The 15,545-nt window shown below is 67.2% G+C and carries 15 protein-coding genes; all 15 read left to right on the top strand.

Going from position 1 to position 15,545, the window contains the following annotated elements; all coding sequences use genetic code 11:
• Window positions 1–2: 2 nt before the first annotated feature.
• The gene (locus tag U858_RS0124765) at window positions 3–1,220 is read left to right on the top strand and encodes an SfnB family sulfur acquisition oxidoreductase (protein ID WP_025139819.1); all 1,218 of its coding nucleotides are present in this window, start codon (window positions 3–5) and stop codon (window positions 1,218–1,220) included.
• 21 nt (window positions 1,221–1,241) lie between these two features.
• Window positions 1,242–2,612, top strand: a complete 1,371-nt coding sequence (locus tag U858_RS0124760; RefSeq protein ID WP_025139818.1) for an LLM class flavin-dependent oxidoreductase — start codon at window positions 1,242–1,244, stop codon at window positions 2,610–2,612.
• A 1,087-nt stretch (window positions 2,613–3,699) separates the two neighbouring features.
• Window positions 3,700–4,506 (top strand): MetQ/NlpA family ABC transporter substrate-binding protein, encoded by an 807-nt coding sequence (locus U858_RS0124755; protein WP_025139817.1) that lies wholly within the window; start codon window positions 3,700–3,702, stop codon window positions 4,504–4,506.
• A 50-nt stretch (window positions 4,507–4,556) separates the two neighbouring features.
• Window positions 4,557–5,150, top strand: a complete 594-nt coding sequence (gene ssuE / locus U858_RS0124750; protein ID WP_025139816.1) for an NADPH-dependent FMN reductase — start codon at window positions 4,557–4,559, stop codon at window positions 5,148–5,150.
• A 14-nt stretch (window positions 5,151–5,164) separates the two neighbouring features.
• On the top strand, window positions 5,165–6,130 hold the full coding sequence (locus U858_RS0124745) for a sulfonate ABC transporter substrate-binding protein (protein ID WP_042885520.1): 966 nt from the start codon (window positions 5,165–5,167) through the stop codon (window positions 6,128–6,130).
• An 18-nt stretch (window positions 6,131–6,148) separates the two neighbouring features.
• On the top strand, window positions 6,149–7,321 hold the full coding sequence (ssuD, locus tag U858_RS0124740; RefSeq protein ID WP_025139814.1) for an FMNH2-dependent alkanesulfonate monooxygenase: 1,173 nt from the start codon (window positions 6,149–6,151) through the stop codon (window positions 7,319–7,321).
• Window positions 7,321–8,106, top strand: a complete 786-nt coding sequence (gene ssuC / locus U858_RS0124735; protein ID WP_025139813.1) for an aliphatic sulfonate ABC transporter permease SsuC — start codon at window positions 7,321–7,323, stop codon at window positions 8,104–8,106. Before ssuD ends, ssuC begins: the two co-directional genes overlap by 1 nt.
• A gap of 26 nt (window positions 8,107–8,132) precedes the next feature.
• Window positions 8,133–9,359, top strand: a complete 1,227-nt coding sequence (locus U858_RS0124730; protein ID WP_025139812.1) for an acyl-CoA dehydrogenase family protein — start codon at window positions 8,133–8,135, stop codon at window positions 9,357–9,359.
• A 28-nt stretch (window positions 9,360–9,387) separates the two neighbouring features.
• Complete coding sequence (locus U858_RS0124725; protein ID WP_025139811.1) at window positions 9,388–10,197, top strand: methionine ABC transporter ATP-binding protein; 810 nt, start codon at window positions 9,388–9,390, stop codon at window positions 10,195–10,197.
• Window positions 10,197–10,859, top strand: coding sequence for a methionine ABC transporter permease (locus U858_RS0124720; RefSeq protein ID WP_025139810.1), 663 nt, complete (start codon window positions 10,197–10,199; stop codon window positions 10,857–10,859). The genes U858_RS0124725 and U858_RS0124720 overlap by 1 nt, the downstream gene beginning before the upstream one ends.
• A 16-nt stretch (window positions 10,860–10,875) precedes the next feature.
• Window positions 10,876–11,709 carry a MetQ/NlpA family ABC transporter substrate-binding protein gene (locus U858_RS0124715; RefSeq protein ID WP_025139809.1) on the top strand — a complete coding sequence of 278 codons (834 nt, stop codon included), beginning with the start codon at window positions 10,876–10,878 and terminating at the stop codon, window positions 11,707–11,709.
• Between the two features lie 31 nt (window positions 11,710–11,740).
• Window positions 11,741–12,646, top strand: a complete 906-nt coding sequence (locus U858_RS0124710) for an ATP-binding cassette domain-containing protein (protein ID WP_025139808.1) — start codon at window positions 11,741–11,743, stop codon at window positions 12,644–12,646.
• A 106-nt stretch (window positions 12,647–12,752) separates the two neighbouring features.
• Window positions 12,753–12,968 (top strand): molybdopterin-binding protein, encoded by a 216-nt coding sequence (locus U858_RS0124705; protein WP_006227327.1) that lies wholly within the window; start codon window positions 12,753–12,755, stop codon window positions 12,966–12,968.
• A 145-nt stretch (window positions 12,969–13,113) separates the two neighbouring features.
• A complete protein-coding gene (locus U858_RS0124700) occupies window positions 13,114–14,517 on the top strand; it encodes a DUF3300 domain-containing protein (protein WP_025139807.1) in 1,404 nt (467 codons plus the stop codon).
• A 23-nt stretch (window positions 14,518–14,540) separates the two neighbouring features.
• Window positions 14,541–15,416, top strand: a complete 876-nt coding sequence (locus U858_RS0124695) for a DUF2950 family protein (protein ID WP_051593679.1) — start codon at window positions 14,541–14,543, stop codon at window positions 15,414–15,416.
• Window positions 15,417–15,545 lie beyond the last annotated feature (129 nt).

Genomic DNA, 15,545 nt, shown 5'->3' with positions numbered 1-15,545 from the left:
CCATGAGCGACACGCCCATTTCGACCCTGGCGCCGCAGCGCGCCGCCCTCATCGCCAGCGATGCCCAGGCGCTGGACGTTGCGCGCGCGCTGGCGGCCGACTTCGCCCTGGAGGCCGCCCAGCGCGATCGCGAACGGCGCCTGCCGCTGCCGGAACTGGAACGCTATTCGCAATCGGGTCTGTGGGGCATCACCGTGCCGCGAGAATACGGCGGGGCGGGGGTGTCGCGGGTGACGCTGGCCGAAGTGACCGCGATCATCTCGGCCGCCGACGGCTCGCTGGGCCAGATTCCGCAAAATCACTATTACGCGCTGGAAGTGCTGCGCGTGAACGGCAGCGCCGACCAGAAGCGCCGCTTCTACGCCCGCGCCCTGGCCGGCGAACGCTTCGGCAACGCCTTGGCCGAGGTCGGCACCCGCACCGCGGCGGAACGCCGCACCCGTCTGTCGCCGGACGGCGAGGGCGGCTGGCGCATCAACGGCAGCAAGTTCTATTGCACGGGTGCCCTGTACGCGCAGTGGATTCCCACCGCCACGGTGGGCGATGACGCGATCCAGCGCCTGGCCTTCGTGCGCCGCGACAGCCCCGGGGTGGAGGTGATCGACGACTGGTCGGGCTTCGGCCAGCGCGTGACGGGCAGCGGCACGGTGCTGTTCAAGGACGTGGCAGTGCCGGCGGAGAACGTGATGGTGCTGGTCGACCCCACTGCGCCGCCCAACACGATCAAGCCGCTGGCGCAGATCATCCACGCCGCGATCGACCTGGGCATCGGCCAGGCGGCGCTGGCGGACGCGCTGGAGTTCGTGCGCAACCGCTCGCGCCCGTGGATCGATGCCGGCGTGGAACGCGCGGCCGACGACCCGCTGACGCTCAGCGAATTCGGCCGCCTGTCGATCCGCCTGGATGCCGCAAGAGCGCTGGTGGCCCGCGCCGGCCGCATCCTGGACGTGGCGACCGCCGACCCGCAGCCGCACCTGGTGGCAGCCGCCGCCATCGCGGTGGCCGAGGCCCGCGCGCTGACGACGGAATCGGCGCTGGCGGCGGGCACGAAGTTGTTCGAGCTGGCCGGCACGCAGGCCACGCTGGACCACCTGAACCTGGACCGCCACTGGCGCAACGCGCGCACCCACACGCTGCACGACCCGGTGCGCTGGAAGCGCCACGCGGTGGGCAATTACTACCTGAACGACGCGGTCCCCGGCCGGGTCGGCACCACCTGACACTTCGGAAAGCGGCACGCCATGGCGAAGAAGCAAATCCTCCTGAACGCATTCAACATGAATTGCGTAGGCCACATCAACCACGGCCTGTGGACGCATCCACGCGATACGTCGACGCAATACAAGACGCTGGACTACTGGACGGACCTGGCGCGCCTGCTGGAACGCGGCCTGTTCGATGGCCTGTTCCTGGCCGATATCGTTGGGGTATACGACGTGTACCAGGACTCGGCAGACCTGACGCTGCGCGAGTCGATCCAGCTGCCGGTGAACGACCCGCTGTTGACGGTGTCGGCAATGGCGGCCGCGACGCGCCACCTGGGTTTCGGGGTGACGGTGAACCTGACGTACGAGGCCCCGTACCTGCTGGCTCGCCGCTTTTCGACGCTGGACCACCTGACGAACGGCCGCATCGGCTGGAACATCGTGACGGGCTACCTGGAGAGCGCGGCGCGGGCGATGGGGCTGTCGGAGCAGATCGCGCACGACGAACGCTACGACCGCGCGGACGAGTTCCTGGAGGTGGCCTACAAGCTGTGGGAAGGCAGCTGGGACGACAAGGCGGTGCGCGCGGATCGCGCGGCCCGGGTCTATGCGGACCCGGAGGCGGTGCGCCGGATAGACCACGAGGGCAAGTACTACAAGGTGCAGGGCTACCACCTGTCGGAGCCATCACGCCAGCGCACGCCGGTGCTCTACCAGGCTGGTTCGTCGGGCCGCGGCCAGGCGTTCGCGGCGCGCCACGCGGAATGTGTGTTCGTGTCGAGCCAAACCAAGGAAGGCCTGCGCAAGCTGGTGGCAAGCGTGCGCGAGTCGGTCGCGAAGGAAGGGCGCGACCCGCGCGACATCAAGTTCTTCATGGGCGTGACGGCAGTGGTGGGCAAGACGGAGGCCGAGGCCAGGGAAAAGCACGCGGAATATCTGCGCTACGCCAATCCAGAGGCCGGCCTGGCGCACTATGCGAGTTCAACAGGGATAGACTTTTCGCAATACAGGAACGACGAACCGATACGCTATGTGAAGAACAACGCGATCGAGTCCGCAGTGAAGAATCTGACGGTGGCCAGAACGGATCGCACAGTGAATGACCTGCTGGCGGACATGGCACTGGGCGGCCGCTATCCGGCGCTGGTGGGCAGCGGAGCGCAGGTGGCAGAGGAACTGGCATCCTGGGTGGAAGAAACAGATATCGATGGCTTCAATCTGGCGCGTACGGTGACGCCTGAGTGCTATTCGGACTTTATCGATCTGGTGGTGCCTGAGTTGCAGGAACGTGGGGTCTTTAAGACTTCTTATGTCGAGGGGACGCTTCGGGAGAAGCTTTTTGGAGCGGGGCGGAGTCGGTTGCCTTTGGAGCATGTGGCGGGGGACTTCCGGGGGGTGATTGTTTGATGCTTCGGGTTCTTGGTCGCTCTGTGTTTCGTAGGTCGTTCGGTGCTTCGTAGGTCGTCCCTCGCGGCGGTGGCATGCGGGGCGGGCGCCCACGATTGCGGTCCGGAGCCTTCGCTCCGGACTGCCCCGTCGTCATCGTCGTACGCCTTCGGCTCCCTTCCGATTCCCTCGGGCGCATCGAGGTTGCCCGCCCCGCATGCCACCGCCGCGAGGGACTACGCGCGTCTGGGTTCGTTGCGCTGCTAGACCTGTGTGCAGGGAATGGAATCTGCAGGGTCGCCAAGCCGCGGCCGCGCGGGCGGCCACGTTTGGCATTGCGTTGCTGGAATGTGTTGTGGGTGCGCTTCGCGCTGTTGGAGAGGGGTTTTCTATTGGGTCGCACATCGTGGGGGTGGGGCGGTGATGGGCGGCGCGGCAAGGTCCTGCTTGCGCATGCTGACCGTCTCGCGCGCCGCCCATCGGGCGCTGCACATTGATGTGGAACGCCGCGGAATCCGCGCCGCTAGAAGCTGGCAGCACTGTTGATGCCCATGGCGTCTCTGACACCACCAGCATCGCCACCCACACGCGAGAGCGTCATCGGCGCACGCAAGACACCGCGTAAGCTTCGTAAGGCCGCCCGCGCGGCCGGCACGAAGCGGGCCCCGTCCCACCCCGCCCACCCCCCCTGACCGTGAAAAAAACGCCAAGCACACCGCCCGTCCCAGCGTCCGTGAATGATCCTAACCGTGAGCGCTTGGCGGTGTCGGGGTGTGGAGGGCGGGGCGTGTAGATGCGCCCGACGGAATCCGTAGGGAGCCGAAGGCGTACGAGGATGAGGACGGGGCAGTCCGGAGCGAAGGCTCCGGACCGCAATCGTAGCCCCGCCCTCCACACCCCGACACCGCCAAGCGCGACTTAAGAACTCAAACCCACGCACAACCCACTCCCCCTAAAACCCCAAGAAATATCGTCATATTTCCAAAACAAAGCCATTCTCCTCCAGATCAATCTTCAACACATAACTTCATACCGACTAAGTATTTTTCCGCCCCGCCCCACGATGCCAGAATCAACCATCGATTCTCTGCATATTCGGAAAAACAAGATGTCGTTCGCCAGAAACCTGCTAGCCGTCACTGCAATCGCCTTTGCGATCGCGCCTGCCGCTCACGCGGATACCCAAGATAAAAAGACCATCACCGTCGGCATCTCCGTCGGCACGACCGAGAAGATCTTTGATGTCGTCAAGCAAGTCGCTGCCCGCCAAGGTCTTGAGATCAAGCTCGTCAAATTCAATGATTACCAGCTGCCCAACGCGGCGCTCAATGCGGGTGATCTGGATGCCAATGCGTTTCAGCACAAGCCTTTCCTGGATAACCAGATCAAGGCGCGCGGCTTTGACATCGTGCCCGTGGGGCTGACCGTTACCGCGCCGCTGGGGTTCTATTCGCGCAAGATCAAGTCGCTCAATGATCTGCCCGAAGGTGCGTCTGTCGGCATTCAGAACGATCCTTCCAACGGCAACCGGGCGTTGCGTCTGCTCGCCGCTTATAAGCTCATTACCCTCAAGCCCGAGGCCGAGCAGAAGAACAATGCCACGCCGCTTGATGTCGTCTCCAATCCGCGCAAGCTCAAGCTCGTGGCGCTGGATGCGGCGCAGCTGCCGCGTTCGCTGGATGACCTGACTGCCGCTTCCATCAACAACGACTACGCCACGCAGGCGGGCCTCGAGCCGGCGCGTGATGCCATTGGGCGTGAAGCGGCGGATGGGCCTTATGCCAATGTCATTGCCGTGCGCACCAAAGACCGGGACCAGCCCTGGGTCAAGAAGCTGGTGTCGGCCTATCAGTCGCCCGAAGTGCGGGCCTTCATCGAAAGCGAATTCAAGGGTTCGCTGATTCCCGCCTTCTGAAACGGCCTGGCGCCGCGCAGGATTCTTCAACGCTACACCGGCCATTTGACATGAGCATTCTTACGTTGGCGGGCAGTCCGTCGCAGCGCTCCCGTTCTTCCGCCTTGCTGCGCCATGCCGCGCAGCTGTTGCGGGCGCGGGGGTTGGGCATCATCGAATTGGGGCTGCGCGACATTCCTGCCGAAGACCTGGTTGAAGGGCATTACACCGGGGCTGCCGCCAATGCCTTGCGGGCGCGGGTGGCCACGGCCGATGCCGTGCTGATTTCCACGCCGGTCTACAAAGCCTCGTTTTCGGGCGGGTTGAAGGCGGTGCTGGATCTGCTGGACGAAAAGGCGTTGGCGGGCAAGGTGGTGCTGCCGATTGCCACCGGCGGCAGTCCGGCGCATCTGCTGGCGCTGGAGTATGGCTTGAAGCCTGTGCTGTCCGCGCTGGGCGCGCGGCACATTCTGGCCGGGGTCTATGCCACCGACAAGCAGGTGAGCATCGACGATGCCGGCGCCAGCCAGATCGATGCGGATGTGCTGGCGCGGCTGGAGGACTCGGTCGAGCGGCTGGCCGAACAGGTGGCGCCGCGGGGTGCGGTTGTCAACGAAGCATTTGACCTGGGTCGGCTCGCGCTTGCGGGCGGCTTCAGCGTCTGAAACGGAGGTTTTCCATGCGCAGCGTGATCTGGGTGTCCCGTCTTTCCGTGTTCCGCTGGTTGGCGGCGTTGCTGTGCGCCTCGCTGCTGTGGCCCGCGGCGCAGGCGCAGGATGCCAAGACGCTGCGCATCGGCTTTCAGAAGTACGGCACCCTGACCATCGTGCGGGCGCTGGGGGACCTGGACAAGCGCCTGGCCGCGCAGGGCATCACGGTGAAGTGGACCGAGTTTCCCGCCGGTCCGCAGCTGCTGGAAGGCTTGAACGTCGGTTCCATCGACTTCGGCACCGTGGGTGAAGCGCCGCCCGTGTTCGCGCAGGCCGCGGGCGCGGCGCTGGTGTACGTGGGCAACGAACCGCCATCGCCCACCAGCGAGGCCATCCTGGTGCCCAAGGATTCTGCGATCAAGAGCGTGGCCGACCTGAAGGGCAAGAAAGTTGCGCTGAACAAAGGGTCCAACGTGCACTACCTGCTGGTCAAGCAGCTGGAGCGCGCCGGCGTGGCCTATGGCGACGTCAACGTGGCTTACCTGACGCCGGCCGATGCGCGTGCCGCGTTCGAGCGTGGGTCGGTCGATGCGTGGGTCATCTGGGACCCGTTCCAGGCTGCCGCCGAAAAGCAGTTGGGCGCACGGGTGCTGGCGGACGGTACCGGCGTGGTGAAGAACTACCAATTCTTCCTGGCCGCGCGGGCCTACGAAAAAGCGCATCCGGACGTGATCCGGACGGTGCTGGACGAAGTGCGCAAGGGCGACCTGTGGGCGCGCGACCATCGCGCAGAAGCCGTGGCGCTATTACAGCCGGTGCTGGGGCTGGACAAGGCCGTGGTCGAACTGGCGGCCGACCGGCTGGCTTACGGCGTGCAGCCGATCACGCGGGAAGTGCTGCAGGAACAGCAGCAGGTGGCGGACGCGTTCCACGCGCTCAAGCTCATTCCCAAACCCCTCAACGTGTTCGACGCCGCGCCGTCGGACCTGAAATAGACAAGGGCAGGCCTACCCATGGACGTCTTCTGGTTCATCCCCACGCACGGCGATTCACGCTATCTCGGTACCAGTCAGGGTGCGCGCGCCGCCAGCTACGACTACTTCCGCCAGGTTGCGGTGGCGGCCGACACGTTGGGTTATGACGGCGTGCTGCTGCCCACCGGCCGGTCGTGCGAAGACGCCTGGGTGGTGGCCTCCAGCCTTATCGGCGCCACGCGCCGCCTGAAGTTCCTGGTGGCGATTCGGCCGGGTGTCAGCTCGCCGCAGTTCTCGGCGCGCATGGCCGCCACGTTCGACCGCCTGTCCGAAGGGCGGCTGCTGGTCAATGTGGTGACCGGCGGCGATCCCGGCGAGCTGGAAGGCGACGGCGTGTTCGTCAGCCATGACCAGCGCTACGCCATCACGGCCGATTACCTGCGTATCTGGCGCGGTATCCTGGAAAACAGCCACGACGCCGAGGGCTACAGCTTCGAAGGCGAACAACTGGTGTCCAAGGGCGGCAAGGTGATCTACCCGCCGGTGCAAAAGCCCTATCCGCCGCTGTACTTCGGTGGTTCGTCCGAGGCCGCGCATGAACTGGCGGCCGAGCAGCTGGACGTGTACCTGACCTGGGGCGAGGCGCCCGACGCCGTGGCGGCCAAGATCGCCGACGTGCGCGCCCGCGCGGCCAAACATGGCCGTACGGTACGCTTCGGCATTCGCCTGCATGTCATCGTGCGCGAGACGGAAGACGCGGCCTGGGCCGCGGCCGACGAACTGATCAGCCATCTCAGCGAAGACTCGGTGCGCGCGGCACAGGCCGCGTTCTCGAAAATGGATTCGGAAGGTCAACGCCGCATGGCGGCGCTGCACGGCGGCAAGCTCAACGACGAGCAGGGCGGCCGCAAGCACCTGGAAATCTCGCCCAACCTGTGGGCAGGCGTCGGGTTGGTGCGCGGCGGGGCCGGCACGGCCCTGGTGGGCGACCCCAAGACCGTGGCCGCGCGCATCCAGGAATACGCCGACCTGGGTATCGAGACCTTCATTTTCTCGGGCTATCCGCACCTGGAAGAGTCGTACCGCTTTGCCGAACTGGTGTTCCCGCTGCTGCCCGGCAAGGGTGGCAACAAGGTCGGAAACACCGTGCTGACCGGCCCGTTCGGCGAAGTCATGGCCGCCGAACTGGTGCCCAAGGAATCGGCCAGCTGATGAGCGCCGCCCAGAAGCCCGGCGGCTGGCGCGCGGCCCTGGCGCCGTGGCTGGTCCCCGCCCTGATCCTGCTTGCGTGGCAGTTGGCCGCGCAGGCCGGCTGGCTGTCGTCGCGAATTCTGCCGGCGCCTTCAAAGGTGGCCGCGGCCGCCTGGTCGCTGGCGGTGTCGGGAGAGCTCTGGCAGCACGTGCGCATCAGCGCCTTGCGGGCGCTGTGGGGCTTGCTGCTGGGCGGTGGGCTGGGCCTGGCGCTGGGCTTGCTGAACGGTTCGTCCCGCACGGCCGAGACCTTGCTGGATACCACCTTGCAGATGATCCGCAACATCCCGGTGCTGGCGCTGATTCCGCTGATCATCCTGTGGTTCGGCATCGAGGAAACCGCCAAGCTGGTGCTGCTGTCGCTGGGGGTGTTCTTTCCCGTCTACCTGAATACCTTTTACGGCATCCGCTCGGTGGACCCGGCGCTGATCGAAATGGGGCGCTCATATGGCCTGACCGGCTGGCGCCTGTATCGCGACGTGATCCTGCCGGGCGCGTTGCCGTCGATCCTGGTCGGCCTGCGCTTCGCGCTGGGGCTGGTGTGGGTGATTCTGATCGTCACCGAAACCATCTCGGTGCAATCCGGCATCGGCTACATGACCATGAATGCGCGCGAATTCCTGCAGACCGACGTGGTGCTGCTCGGCATCCTGCTCTATGCCTTGCTGGGCAAGGTGGCCGATACGCTGGCGCGGGCGCTGGAACGGCGCCTGCTGCGCTGGAATCCGGCCTATCGGCCGGCCTGAGCGCGCATTCTTTGCAACGAGATTCCATGGCCAAGACTTCCACAGACCAAGATGCGAACCGGGCGCCCCATGGCGGCGCCGCGCCGGCCCGCGGCGCCGATGCGGCTCGCGCCGTCCAGGCCCTGGCAGCGCAACTGGCCGCCACCGCCGTTGAACGCGACCGCGCGGGCGGCCATGCCGCCGCCGAGCGTGAACTGATCCGCGCCAGCGGCCTGCTGCGCCTGTCTGTCCCCACGCAGTATGGCGGCGCGGGCGCCAAGTGGTCGACGGTGCTGGGCGCTGTGCGCACGTTGGCCGAGGCCGACAGCGCGCTGGCGCATGTGTTCGGCTTTCACCATCTGCAAGTGGCGGGCGTGCTGCTGTACGGCACGACCGAGCAGCACGAGTATTTCCTGCGGCCCACGGTCGAACGCCATCTGTTCTGGGGCAATGCGCTCAATCCGCTGGACCGGCGGGTGGTGGCGCGCGCCGAGCTGGACGGCTATCGCATCGACGGCGTCAAGAATTTCAGTTCCGGTTCGGTGGGGTCCGACCTGCTGACGTTTTCGGCCTGGCACAAGACCTCCGGTACGGCGCTGATCGCCGCGCTGCCGACGCGCACGGACGGCATTACCGTCAACCCCGACTGGGACGCCTTCGGCCAGCGCCAGACCGACAGCGGCACCGTGCGCTTCGATCATGTGCGGCTGGAGCCGATCCAGGTGTTGCAGGCGCCAGGTGTGGTGCCCACGCCGCGCGCCACGCTGCGTTCGCAGGTGGCGCAACTGATCATGACCAATCTGTACCTGGGCATCGCGCGCGGCGCCTTCCAGGAAGCGCGCCGCTATGTGCGCGACTACGCACGGCCCTGGTTCGCGTCGGACGTGCAGCGCCATGCCGACGACCCCTATGTGCAGGAACGCTTCGGCGAATTCTGGCTGCGGGTGCAGGCCGCGCAGGCGCTGGCCGACCTGGCGGGGCAGCAGCTGGACACCGCGCTGGCGCGCGGGCCGTCGCTGACCGCCGACGAGCGCGGCGAAGTAGCTGTGGCCGGCGCCCAGGCCAAGGTGCTGGCGCATCGCGCCGCGCTGGACGTCGGCAATGGCCTGTTCGATGTCACCGGCGCCTCGTCCACTGCCGCGCGTCATGGCTATGACCGCTTCTGGCGCAACGCCCGCGTGCACACGCTGCACGACCCCGTGGCCTACAAGATCCGCGACCTGGGCCGCTATGCGCTGCTGGACCAGATTCCCGAACCCACCGCGTATTCCTGACACGCATGACTTCCCCTTTCCTGATCCGATGACCGATATTGCTTCCCTTTCCGACATTGCCGCCGCGACGCAGCCGCTCATCCGCCTGGATGGCGTGAGCAAGGCCTTCGCCACGCGCGCCGGGCGCTTTGATGCCGTGCGCGACGTGTCGCTGTCGATCCGCGCGGGCGACACGTTCGGCATCATCGGCAAGAGCGGCGCGGGCAAGTCCACCCTGCTGCGCCTGATCAACCTGCTGGAGCGCCCCGACGAGGGGGCGGTGCGGGTCGGTGGCACCGAACTGACGGCGCTGGCCAAGCGCGACTTGCGCGCCGCCCGCCAGAACATCGGCATGATCTTCCAGCAGTTCAACCTGCTGCAGAACGAAACCGTGTTCGAGAACGTGGCCTTCCCCTTGCGCGTGCACGGCGGACGCAGCCGCGAACAGATTTCGGCGCGCGTGCGCGACTGCCTGGAGATCGTCGGCCTGACCGACAAGACGACCAGCTATCCGGCGCAATTGTCGGGCGGCCAGAAGCAGCGCGTGGCCATCGCCCGCGCCCTGGCCAGCGAGCCGGCCGTGCTGCTGTGCGACGAGCCGACCTCGGCGCTGGACCCCGAAACCACTCGCTCCGTGCTGAGCGTGCTGCGCGACATCAACAAGCGCCTGGGCGTGACCATCGTGATCGTCACGCACGAACTGGCCGTGGTGCGCGCGCTGTGCCGCCACGTCGCGGTGATGGAAAACGGCCAGGTGCTGGAGCAGGCCGAGATCTCGGGCGCCGGGGTGCACCTGTCGTCGGCGCTGGGCCGCGAGCTCATCCGCGAAGCCACCCACCCCTATGAAGAGGTCGCGTAATGCTGGATACCTTTGTGCAATTGCTGCCCGAGCTGGGCGTGGCCGTCGGCCAGACCTTCCTGATGCTGGGCATCGCGCTGGCGGCGTCGATCCTGTTGGGCGGACCGCTGGGCGTGCTGGTGTTCCTGACGGGGCCGGGGCAGTCGCTGGACCGCCCGGTGGCGCACCGGCTGCTGAGCTGGACGGTCAATACCGTGCGCTCGTTCCCTTTCATCATCCTGCTGGTGGCGCTGGTGCCGTTCACGCGGGTCATCGCCGGCACGTCTATCGGGCCGGTTGCCGCCGCGGTGCCGCTGTCGTTCGCCGCCATTCCGTACTTCGCCCGCCTGGTCGAACAGTGCCTGCGCGAGGTGCCGCGTGGCGTCATCGAAGCCGCGCATGCGGCCGGCGCGTCGGAATTGCAGATCGTGCGCCGCGTGCTGCTGGTGGAAGCGCGTTCGGGCCTGGTGCTGGCGCTGACCGTGCTGGCCGTCAGTTTCCTGTCCTATTCCGCGGTGGCGGGCGTGGTGGGCGGCGGCGGCATCGGCGACCTGGCCATCCGCTATGGCTACTACCGCTTCCAGACCGACGTGATGGTGCTCACCGTGGCGCTGCTCGTCGTGCTGGTGCAGATCATCCAGGTCGCCGGCAATACCGTCGCGCGACGTATCGACAAACGCTGATTCCAGAGGCAAGACCATGTCCATGACCCGCAATCTGCTGACCCTGACGTTGACCGCCGCCGCGCTGTCGCTGTCCGTCGGTGTACAGGCCGCCGACCCCGCCAAGAAGGAAATCGTGTTCGGCGCCACCGCCGGCCCCTACAGCGACCAGATCAAGCTGGGCATCAAGCCCATCCTGGAAAAACAGGGCTACACCGTGCGCATCGTCGAATTCAACGACTACGTGCAGCCCAATTTCGCGCTGGCCCAGGGCGCGCTGGACGCCAACGCGTTCCAGCACATCGTGTACCTGAAGAACTTCGCGTCCAAGAACAAGCTGGAACTGTCCGAGCTGGTCAAGGTGCCCACCGCGCCCATCGCCATCTACAGCCGCAAATACAAGAGCGTGGACGCGGCCCCAGAAGGCGTGAGCGTGGCCGTGCCCAACGATCCCACCAACCAGGCGCGGGCGCTGGTGGTGCTGCAGGAACTGGGCTGGATCAAGCTGCGCGAAGGCTACGACCCCTTGCAGGTGTCCGAGAAGGACGTGGCCGTGAACAGCAAGAAGATCAAGCTGATTCCACTGGAAGCCGCGCAACTGCCGCGTTCGCTGGAAGACACCGACTATTCCTTCGTGAACGGCAATTTCGCGCTGGCCTCGGGCCTGAAGCTGACCGAAGCGCTGGCGCTGGAAAAGACCACGCCCACCTACCAGAACCTGGTGGCCGTGCGCACGGCCGACCTGGACAAGCCGTATGTCAAAGACATCGCCGCGGCCTATGCCTCGCCCGAGTTCCTGGCCGTGACCGAAAAGTCGTTCGCCGGCTTCGTCAAGACCGACTACCAACAGAAGCTCGCCGCGACCCGCTAGGGCGCAGCGCACGCCACGGGAGGCTGCGGCCATGTTCATCAACCCCAACGAGTTCGAGCTGCTGCAGCACCTGGACGTGCCGGGGCGGATCGAGCCGGATGCCGTGCTGGACGACGAACCCGCCACCCGTCCCGCGCTGCGCGTGACCCTGCGCAAGCTGGCCAAGCGCTATGGCGAACGCGTGGTGCTCAACGGCCTGGACCTGGAATTCGCGCCCGGCGAATTCGTGGCAGTGGTGGGGCAAAGCGGCTGCGGCAAGAGCACGCTGCTGCGCCTGTTGGCGGGGCTGGAAACCGCGAGCGGCGAGCAGGGCGGCTTGCCCACCCGTTCGCCCGTGCTGTTCGACAATTTTCCGCAGTGGTCGGCCGATAGCCGGGTGCGCATGATGTTCCAGGACGCACGCCTGCTGCCCTGGAAGAGCGTGCTGCAGAACGTGGCGCTGGGCCTGCCGGGCCAGGCCCAGGCGCAGGCCGCCGCCGTGTTGCGCCAGGTGGGCCTGGGCGACCGCGGCGGCGACTGGCCGGCGCAGTTGTCGGGCGGCCAGCGCCAGCGCGTGGCGCTGGCCCGCGCACTGGTGCATCGGCCCGGCCTGTTGCTGCTGGACGAGCCGTTGGGCGCGCTGGACGCGTTGACGCGCATCGGCATGCAACAACTGATCGAAGACATCTGGCGGCGCGACGGCTTTACCGCGGTGCTGGTCACGCACGATGTCGGCGAGGCCGTGGCGCTGGCCGACCGCATCCTGGTCATCGAGGACGGCCGGGTGGCGCTGGACGAGCGCGTGGAACTCGCCCGGCCCCGCGCGCGCGGCTCGGCCGCGTTCGCGGCGCTGGAGGCGCGCGTGCTGCGCGTCGTGATGAAACAGGAGACACCGGAAGAAGGGGACAGGCCCCTCGCACCAGTCATACAGATCCGGCACCTGCGGCTGGCGGTATAGCGCCGTCCAGCCCGGGCCGCCACCGCGGTTCCACGCGCCGGCGCCGGTAAAGCGCAGGCGCCTGTCACCGGTTTTTTCCATTACTCCATTACTTAGGAGCAGGACCATGAGCATTCAATCCATCAACGCCCGCAACCAGTTCCGCGGCAAGATCAAGGAAATCATCCTGGGCCCGGTGGTCTCGGAAGTCGACGTGGACACGCCCGCCGGCATCGTCACGTCGGTCATCACCACCCGCTCGGTCAAGGAACTGGACCTGCAGGTGGGCACCGAGGTGCTGGCCTTCGTCAAGGCCACCGAAGTGTCGGTCGCCAAGCTGTAACGCCGGGCCTGTCGTGCCCGGGCGTTGATGCCTGACCCCGAAATTGGCGCTTGCCCGGCGCCGGTTTCGGGATATATTGTCTTCGCGGTATCCGGCGGTTCCACCCTGTTTGTAGCAGTTGCGTTGCGATCATGGAGAACGGGAAATGCGTCGACTGCAAGCGTGGTTCATCGGCTGCCTGTGCCTGGGTTTCGCCGTCTGCCTGCCCGCCATGGCGCAGGCCAAGCTCGACAAGGGGCAGCTTGACCAGCTGCTGGCGCCGGTGGCGCTGTATCCCGATGCCCTTTTATCGCAAGTGCTGATGGGGGCCACCTACCCCGACGACATCGCCGCGGCCGCGCAATGGTCCGCCGCGCACACCAATCTGTCGGGCGACGCAGCCGCCAAGGCCGTCGAACCCGAATCCTGGGACCCCAGCGTCAAGTCGCTGGTCGCCTTTCCCTCTGTGATGGACCTGATGGGCCGCCAGCCGGCCTGGGTGAAATCGGTGGGCGATGCCTTCCTGGCGCAGCCCGACGACGTCATGGATTCCGTGCAGCGGCTGCGCGCCCAGGCCCGCCAGGCCGGCAACCTCAAGAGCACGCCGCAGCAGAAGGTCACCTCCAGCGATACGGGCGGCAAGACCGTGGTGGTGATCGAGCCGGCCGATCCGCAAGTGGTCTACGTGCCCAGTTACAACCCGACCGTGGTCTACGGCACCTGGCCTTACCCGGCCTATCCCCCCGCCTACTACCCGCCGCCGCCAGGGTCCGTGTTCGCCACGTCGCTGGTGGCCGGCATCGGCTTCGGGCTGGGCGTGGCGGCGGTGGATTCGATGTGGGGCGGCTTCAACTGGGGCCATAACGACGTCGACATCAACGTCAACCGGTACAACAACATCAACGTGAACCAGCGCATCAACACGGCGAATGGCAACCGCGCGAATTGGCAGCACAACCCGGACCACCGCGGCAATGTGCCTTACGCGGATTCGGGCAGCCGCCAGCGGTTTGACAGCCAGCGCCAGGCCGGTTTGCAGAATCGGGCCCCGGGCAGCACGGCCCAGGGGCGTGCGGCGCCCGCACCCGGCTCGCGCGAAGCCGCCCGCGACCGCGCCGCGCAATCATTCCAGGGCCGCACCGGCCAGTCCATTGCCGGCCACGCCGAACCGCGTGGCGGTGACCGCCTGGGGCAGGGCGGCGCCGGCACCCGTACGCCGGGTGCCGCCCGCGACCCGGGAGCGGACCGCCGGACGCCTTCCGCTGATCGTCGTACGTCCTCGGTCGATCGGCAGGCCTCTTCGGCCGACCGCCAGGCGGCGGCCCAGCGTCAACGGACGGATGCCGCGGCGGCGCGTGACCGTTCCCGCGCCAACAACGGCAGCAACGCGCTGCGCGATGCCGGCAACGGCGACCGCATGCGCCAGCAGGCCCAGCGTACCGACCGCGCCCAGGCTGCGCCTCGGGGCGGCGAGGGCGTGCGTGCCGGCGGGGGCGGTCGCGCTGGCGGCGCAGGCGGCGGGCATCTCGGCGGTGGCGGTGGCGGCGGTCATTTCGGCGGCCGGAGGTAGGCACCATGAACAGCGGAGTCTCCATGATGAATGCGCTTGCCCGTCACACCCGCCGCAGCATCCGCCAGGCCGGCGCCGCCGCGCTGCTGGCCCTGGCTGCCTTGGCCACGCCCGCCGTGGCCCAGCAGGCGTATCCCACGCCGCAGGCGGCGGCCGACGCGTTTGGCGAGGCCCTGGCCACCAGCGACCGCGAGGCCATGGCCAAGGTGCTGGGGCCGGATTACCGGCAGATCGTGCCGGGAGGGGTGGCGCAGGACGATATCTACCGTTTCCTGGCCGCCTGGGCCCGCAAGCACGAGGTGATCCCCGATGGCGATCGGCGTGCCTGGGTGGGCGTGGGCGATTCGGGCTGGACCATGGCGGTGCCGATCGTGCGCGTGGCGCAGGGCTGGCGCTTCGATCCCGTGGCCGGCAAGGCCGAAATCCGGCGTCGCACCGTCGGCCGCAATGAACTGAGCACCATCGACACCCTGCAGGCGCTGCAAGCCGCCCAGGCCCGCTACCGCGATGGCGTGGGCCAGGGTCGCTATGCCGACCGGCTGGTCAGCCGGCCCGGCACCACCGACGGCCTGTATTGGCCGGAACTGCCCGGCTACCCGCCGCAGGCCTTCGGCCCGGACGCGCTGGCGATGGGTCCGGACGTGCCGGCGGCCGACGCCTATGATGGCTATCGCTACAAGGTGCTGCCGGCGCGCGGCGGCGACGGCTACTGGATCATCGCTTGGCCCGCCCGCTACGGCCAGACCGGCATCGGCAGCTTCGTCATCGGCGCCCAGGGCGGGGTGCGCGAGGCCGACCTGGGGGCCAACACCGGCAGTCGCGCGCCGCGGCTTCAGGGCAGCGATGTGTCGTTCGGAAACTGGATTGACGCCAGCCCGCAACCCGTTGGCGCCAAATGATTTTTCCGATTGTTGCAGGCTGGGCGGGGCCGCCGTTGTTGCGGGGTCGCAACACGGCTCGGCCTTTGCCCGGAGCGCGCCGGATTGCGTTTTGGCTTACGGTTTTTTGACAGGCGGCTATGCCAAAAT

The sequence above is a fragment of the Achromobacter sp. DH1f genome, from assembly GCF_000633435.1.
GTDB lineage: Bacteria > Pseudomonadota > Gammaproteobacteria > Burkholderiales > Burkholderiaceae_B > Achromobacter > Achromobacter deleyi.
The sequence above is the reverse complement of the archived record's forward strand: the minus strand, read 5'-3'. Positions and strand labels throughout refer to the sequence as shown.

What these genes read in the sequence shown, in the direction of transcription:
- ssuC (WP_025139813.1), top strand. Translation starts at nt 7,321, where the DNA reads ATGAGCGCCGCCCAGAAGCCCGGCGGCTGGCGCGCGGCCCTGGCGCCG.
- U858_RS0124710 (WP_025139808.1), top strand. Translation starts at nt 11,741, where the DNA reads ATGTTCATCAACCCCAACGAGTTCGAGCTGCTGCAGCACCTGGACGTG.
- U858_RS0124730 (WP_025139812.1), top strand. Translation starts at nt 8,133, where the DNA reads ATGGCCAAGACTTCCACAGACCAAGATGCGAACCGGGCGCCCCATGGC.
- U858_RS0124765 (WP_025139819.1), top strand. Translation starts at nt 3, where the DNA reads ATGAGCGACACGCCCATTTCGACCCTGGCGCCGCAGCGCGCCGCCCTC.
- U858_RS0124700 (WP_025139807.1), top strand. Translation starts at nt 13,114, where the DNA reads ATGCGTCGACTGCAAGCGTGGTTCATCGGCTGCCTGTGCCTGGGTTTC.
- U858_RS0124705 (WP_006227327.1), top strand. Translation starts at nt 12,753, where the DNA reads ATGAGCATTCAATCCATCAACGCCCGCAACCAGTTCCGCGGCAAGATC.
- U858_RS0124715 (WP_025139809.1), top strand. Translation starts at nt 10,876, where the DNA reads ATGTCCATGACCCGCAATCTGCTGACCCTGACGTTGACCGCCGCCGCG.
- U858_RS0124720 (WP_025139810.1), top strand. Translation starts at nt 10,197, where the DNA reads ATGCTGGATACCTTTGTGCAATTGCTGCCCGAGCTGGGCGTGGCCGTC.
- U858_RS0124695 (WP_051593679.1), top strand. Translation starts at nt 14,541, where the DNA reads ATGATGAATGCGCTTGCCCGTCACACCCGCCGCAGCATCCGCCAGGCC.
- U858_RS0124760 (WP_025139818.1), top strand. Translation starts at nt 1,242, where the DNA reads ATGGCGAAGAAGCAAATCCTCCTGAACGCATTCAACATGAATTGCGTA.
- U858_RS0124725 (WP_025139811.1), top strand. Translation starts at nt 9,388, where the DNA reads ATGACCGATATTGCTTCCCTTTCCGACATTGCCGCCGCGACGCAGCCG.
- ssuE (WP_025139816.1), top strand. Translation starts at nt 4,557, where the DNA reads ATGAGCATTCTTACGTTGGCGGGCAGTCCGTCGCAGCGCTCCCGTTCT.
- U858_RS0124755 (WP_025139817.1), top strand. Translation starts at nt 3,700, where the DNA reads ATGTCGTTCGCCAGAAACCTGCTAGCCGTCACTGCAATCGCCTTTGCG.
- U858_RS0124745 (WP_042885520.1), top strand. Translation starts at nt 5,165, where the DNA reads ATGCGCAGCGTGATCTGGGTGTCCCGTCTTTCCGTGTTCCGCTGGTTG.
- ssuD (WP_025139814.1), top strand. Translation starts at nt 6,149, where the DNA reads ATGGACGTCTTCTGGTTCATCCCCACGCACGGCGATTCACGCTATCTC.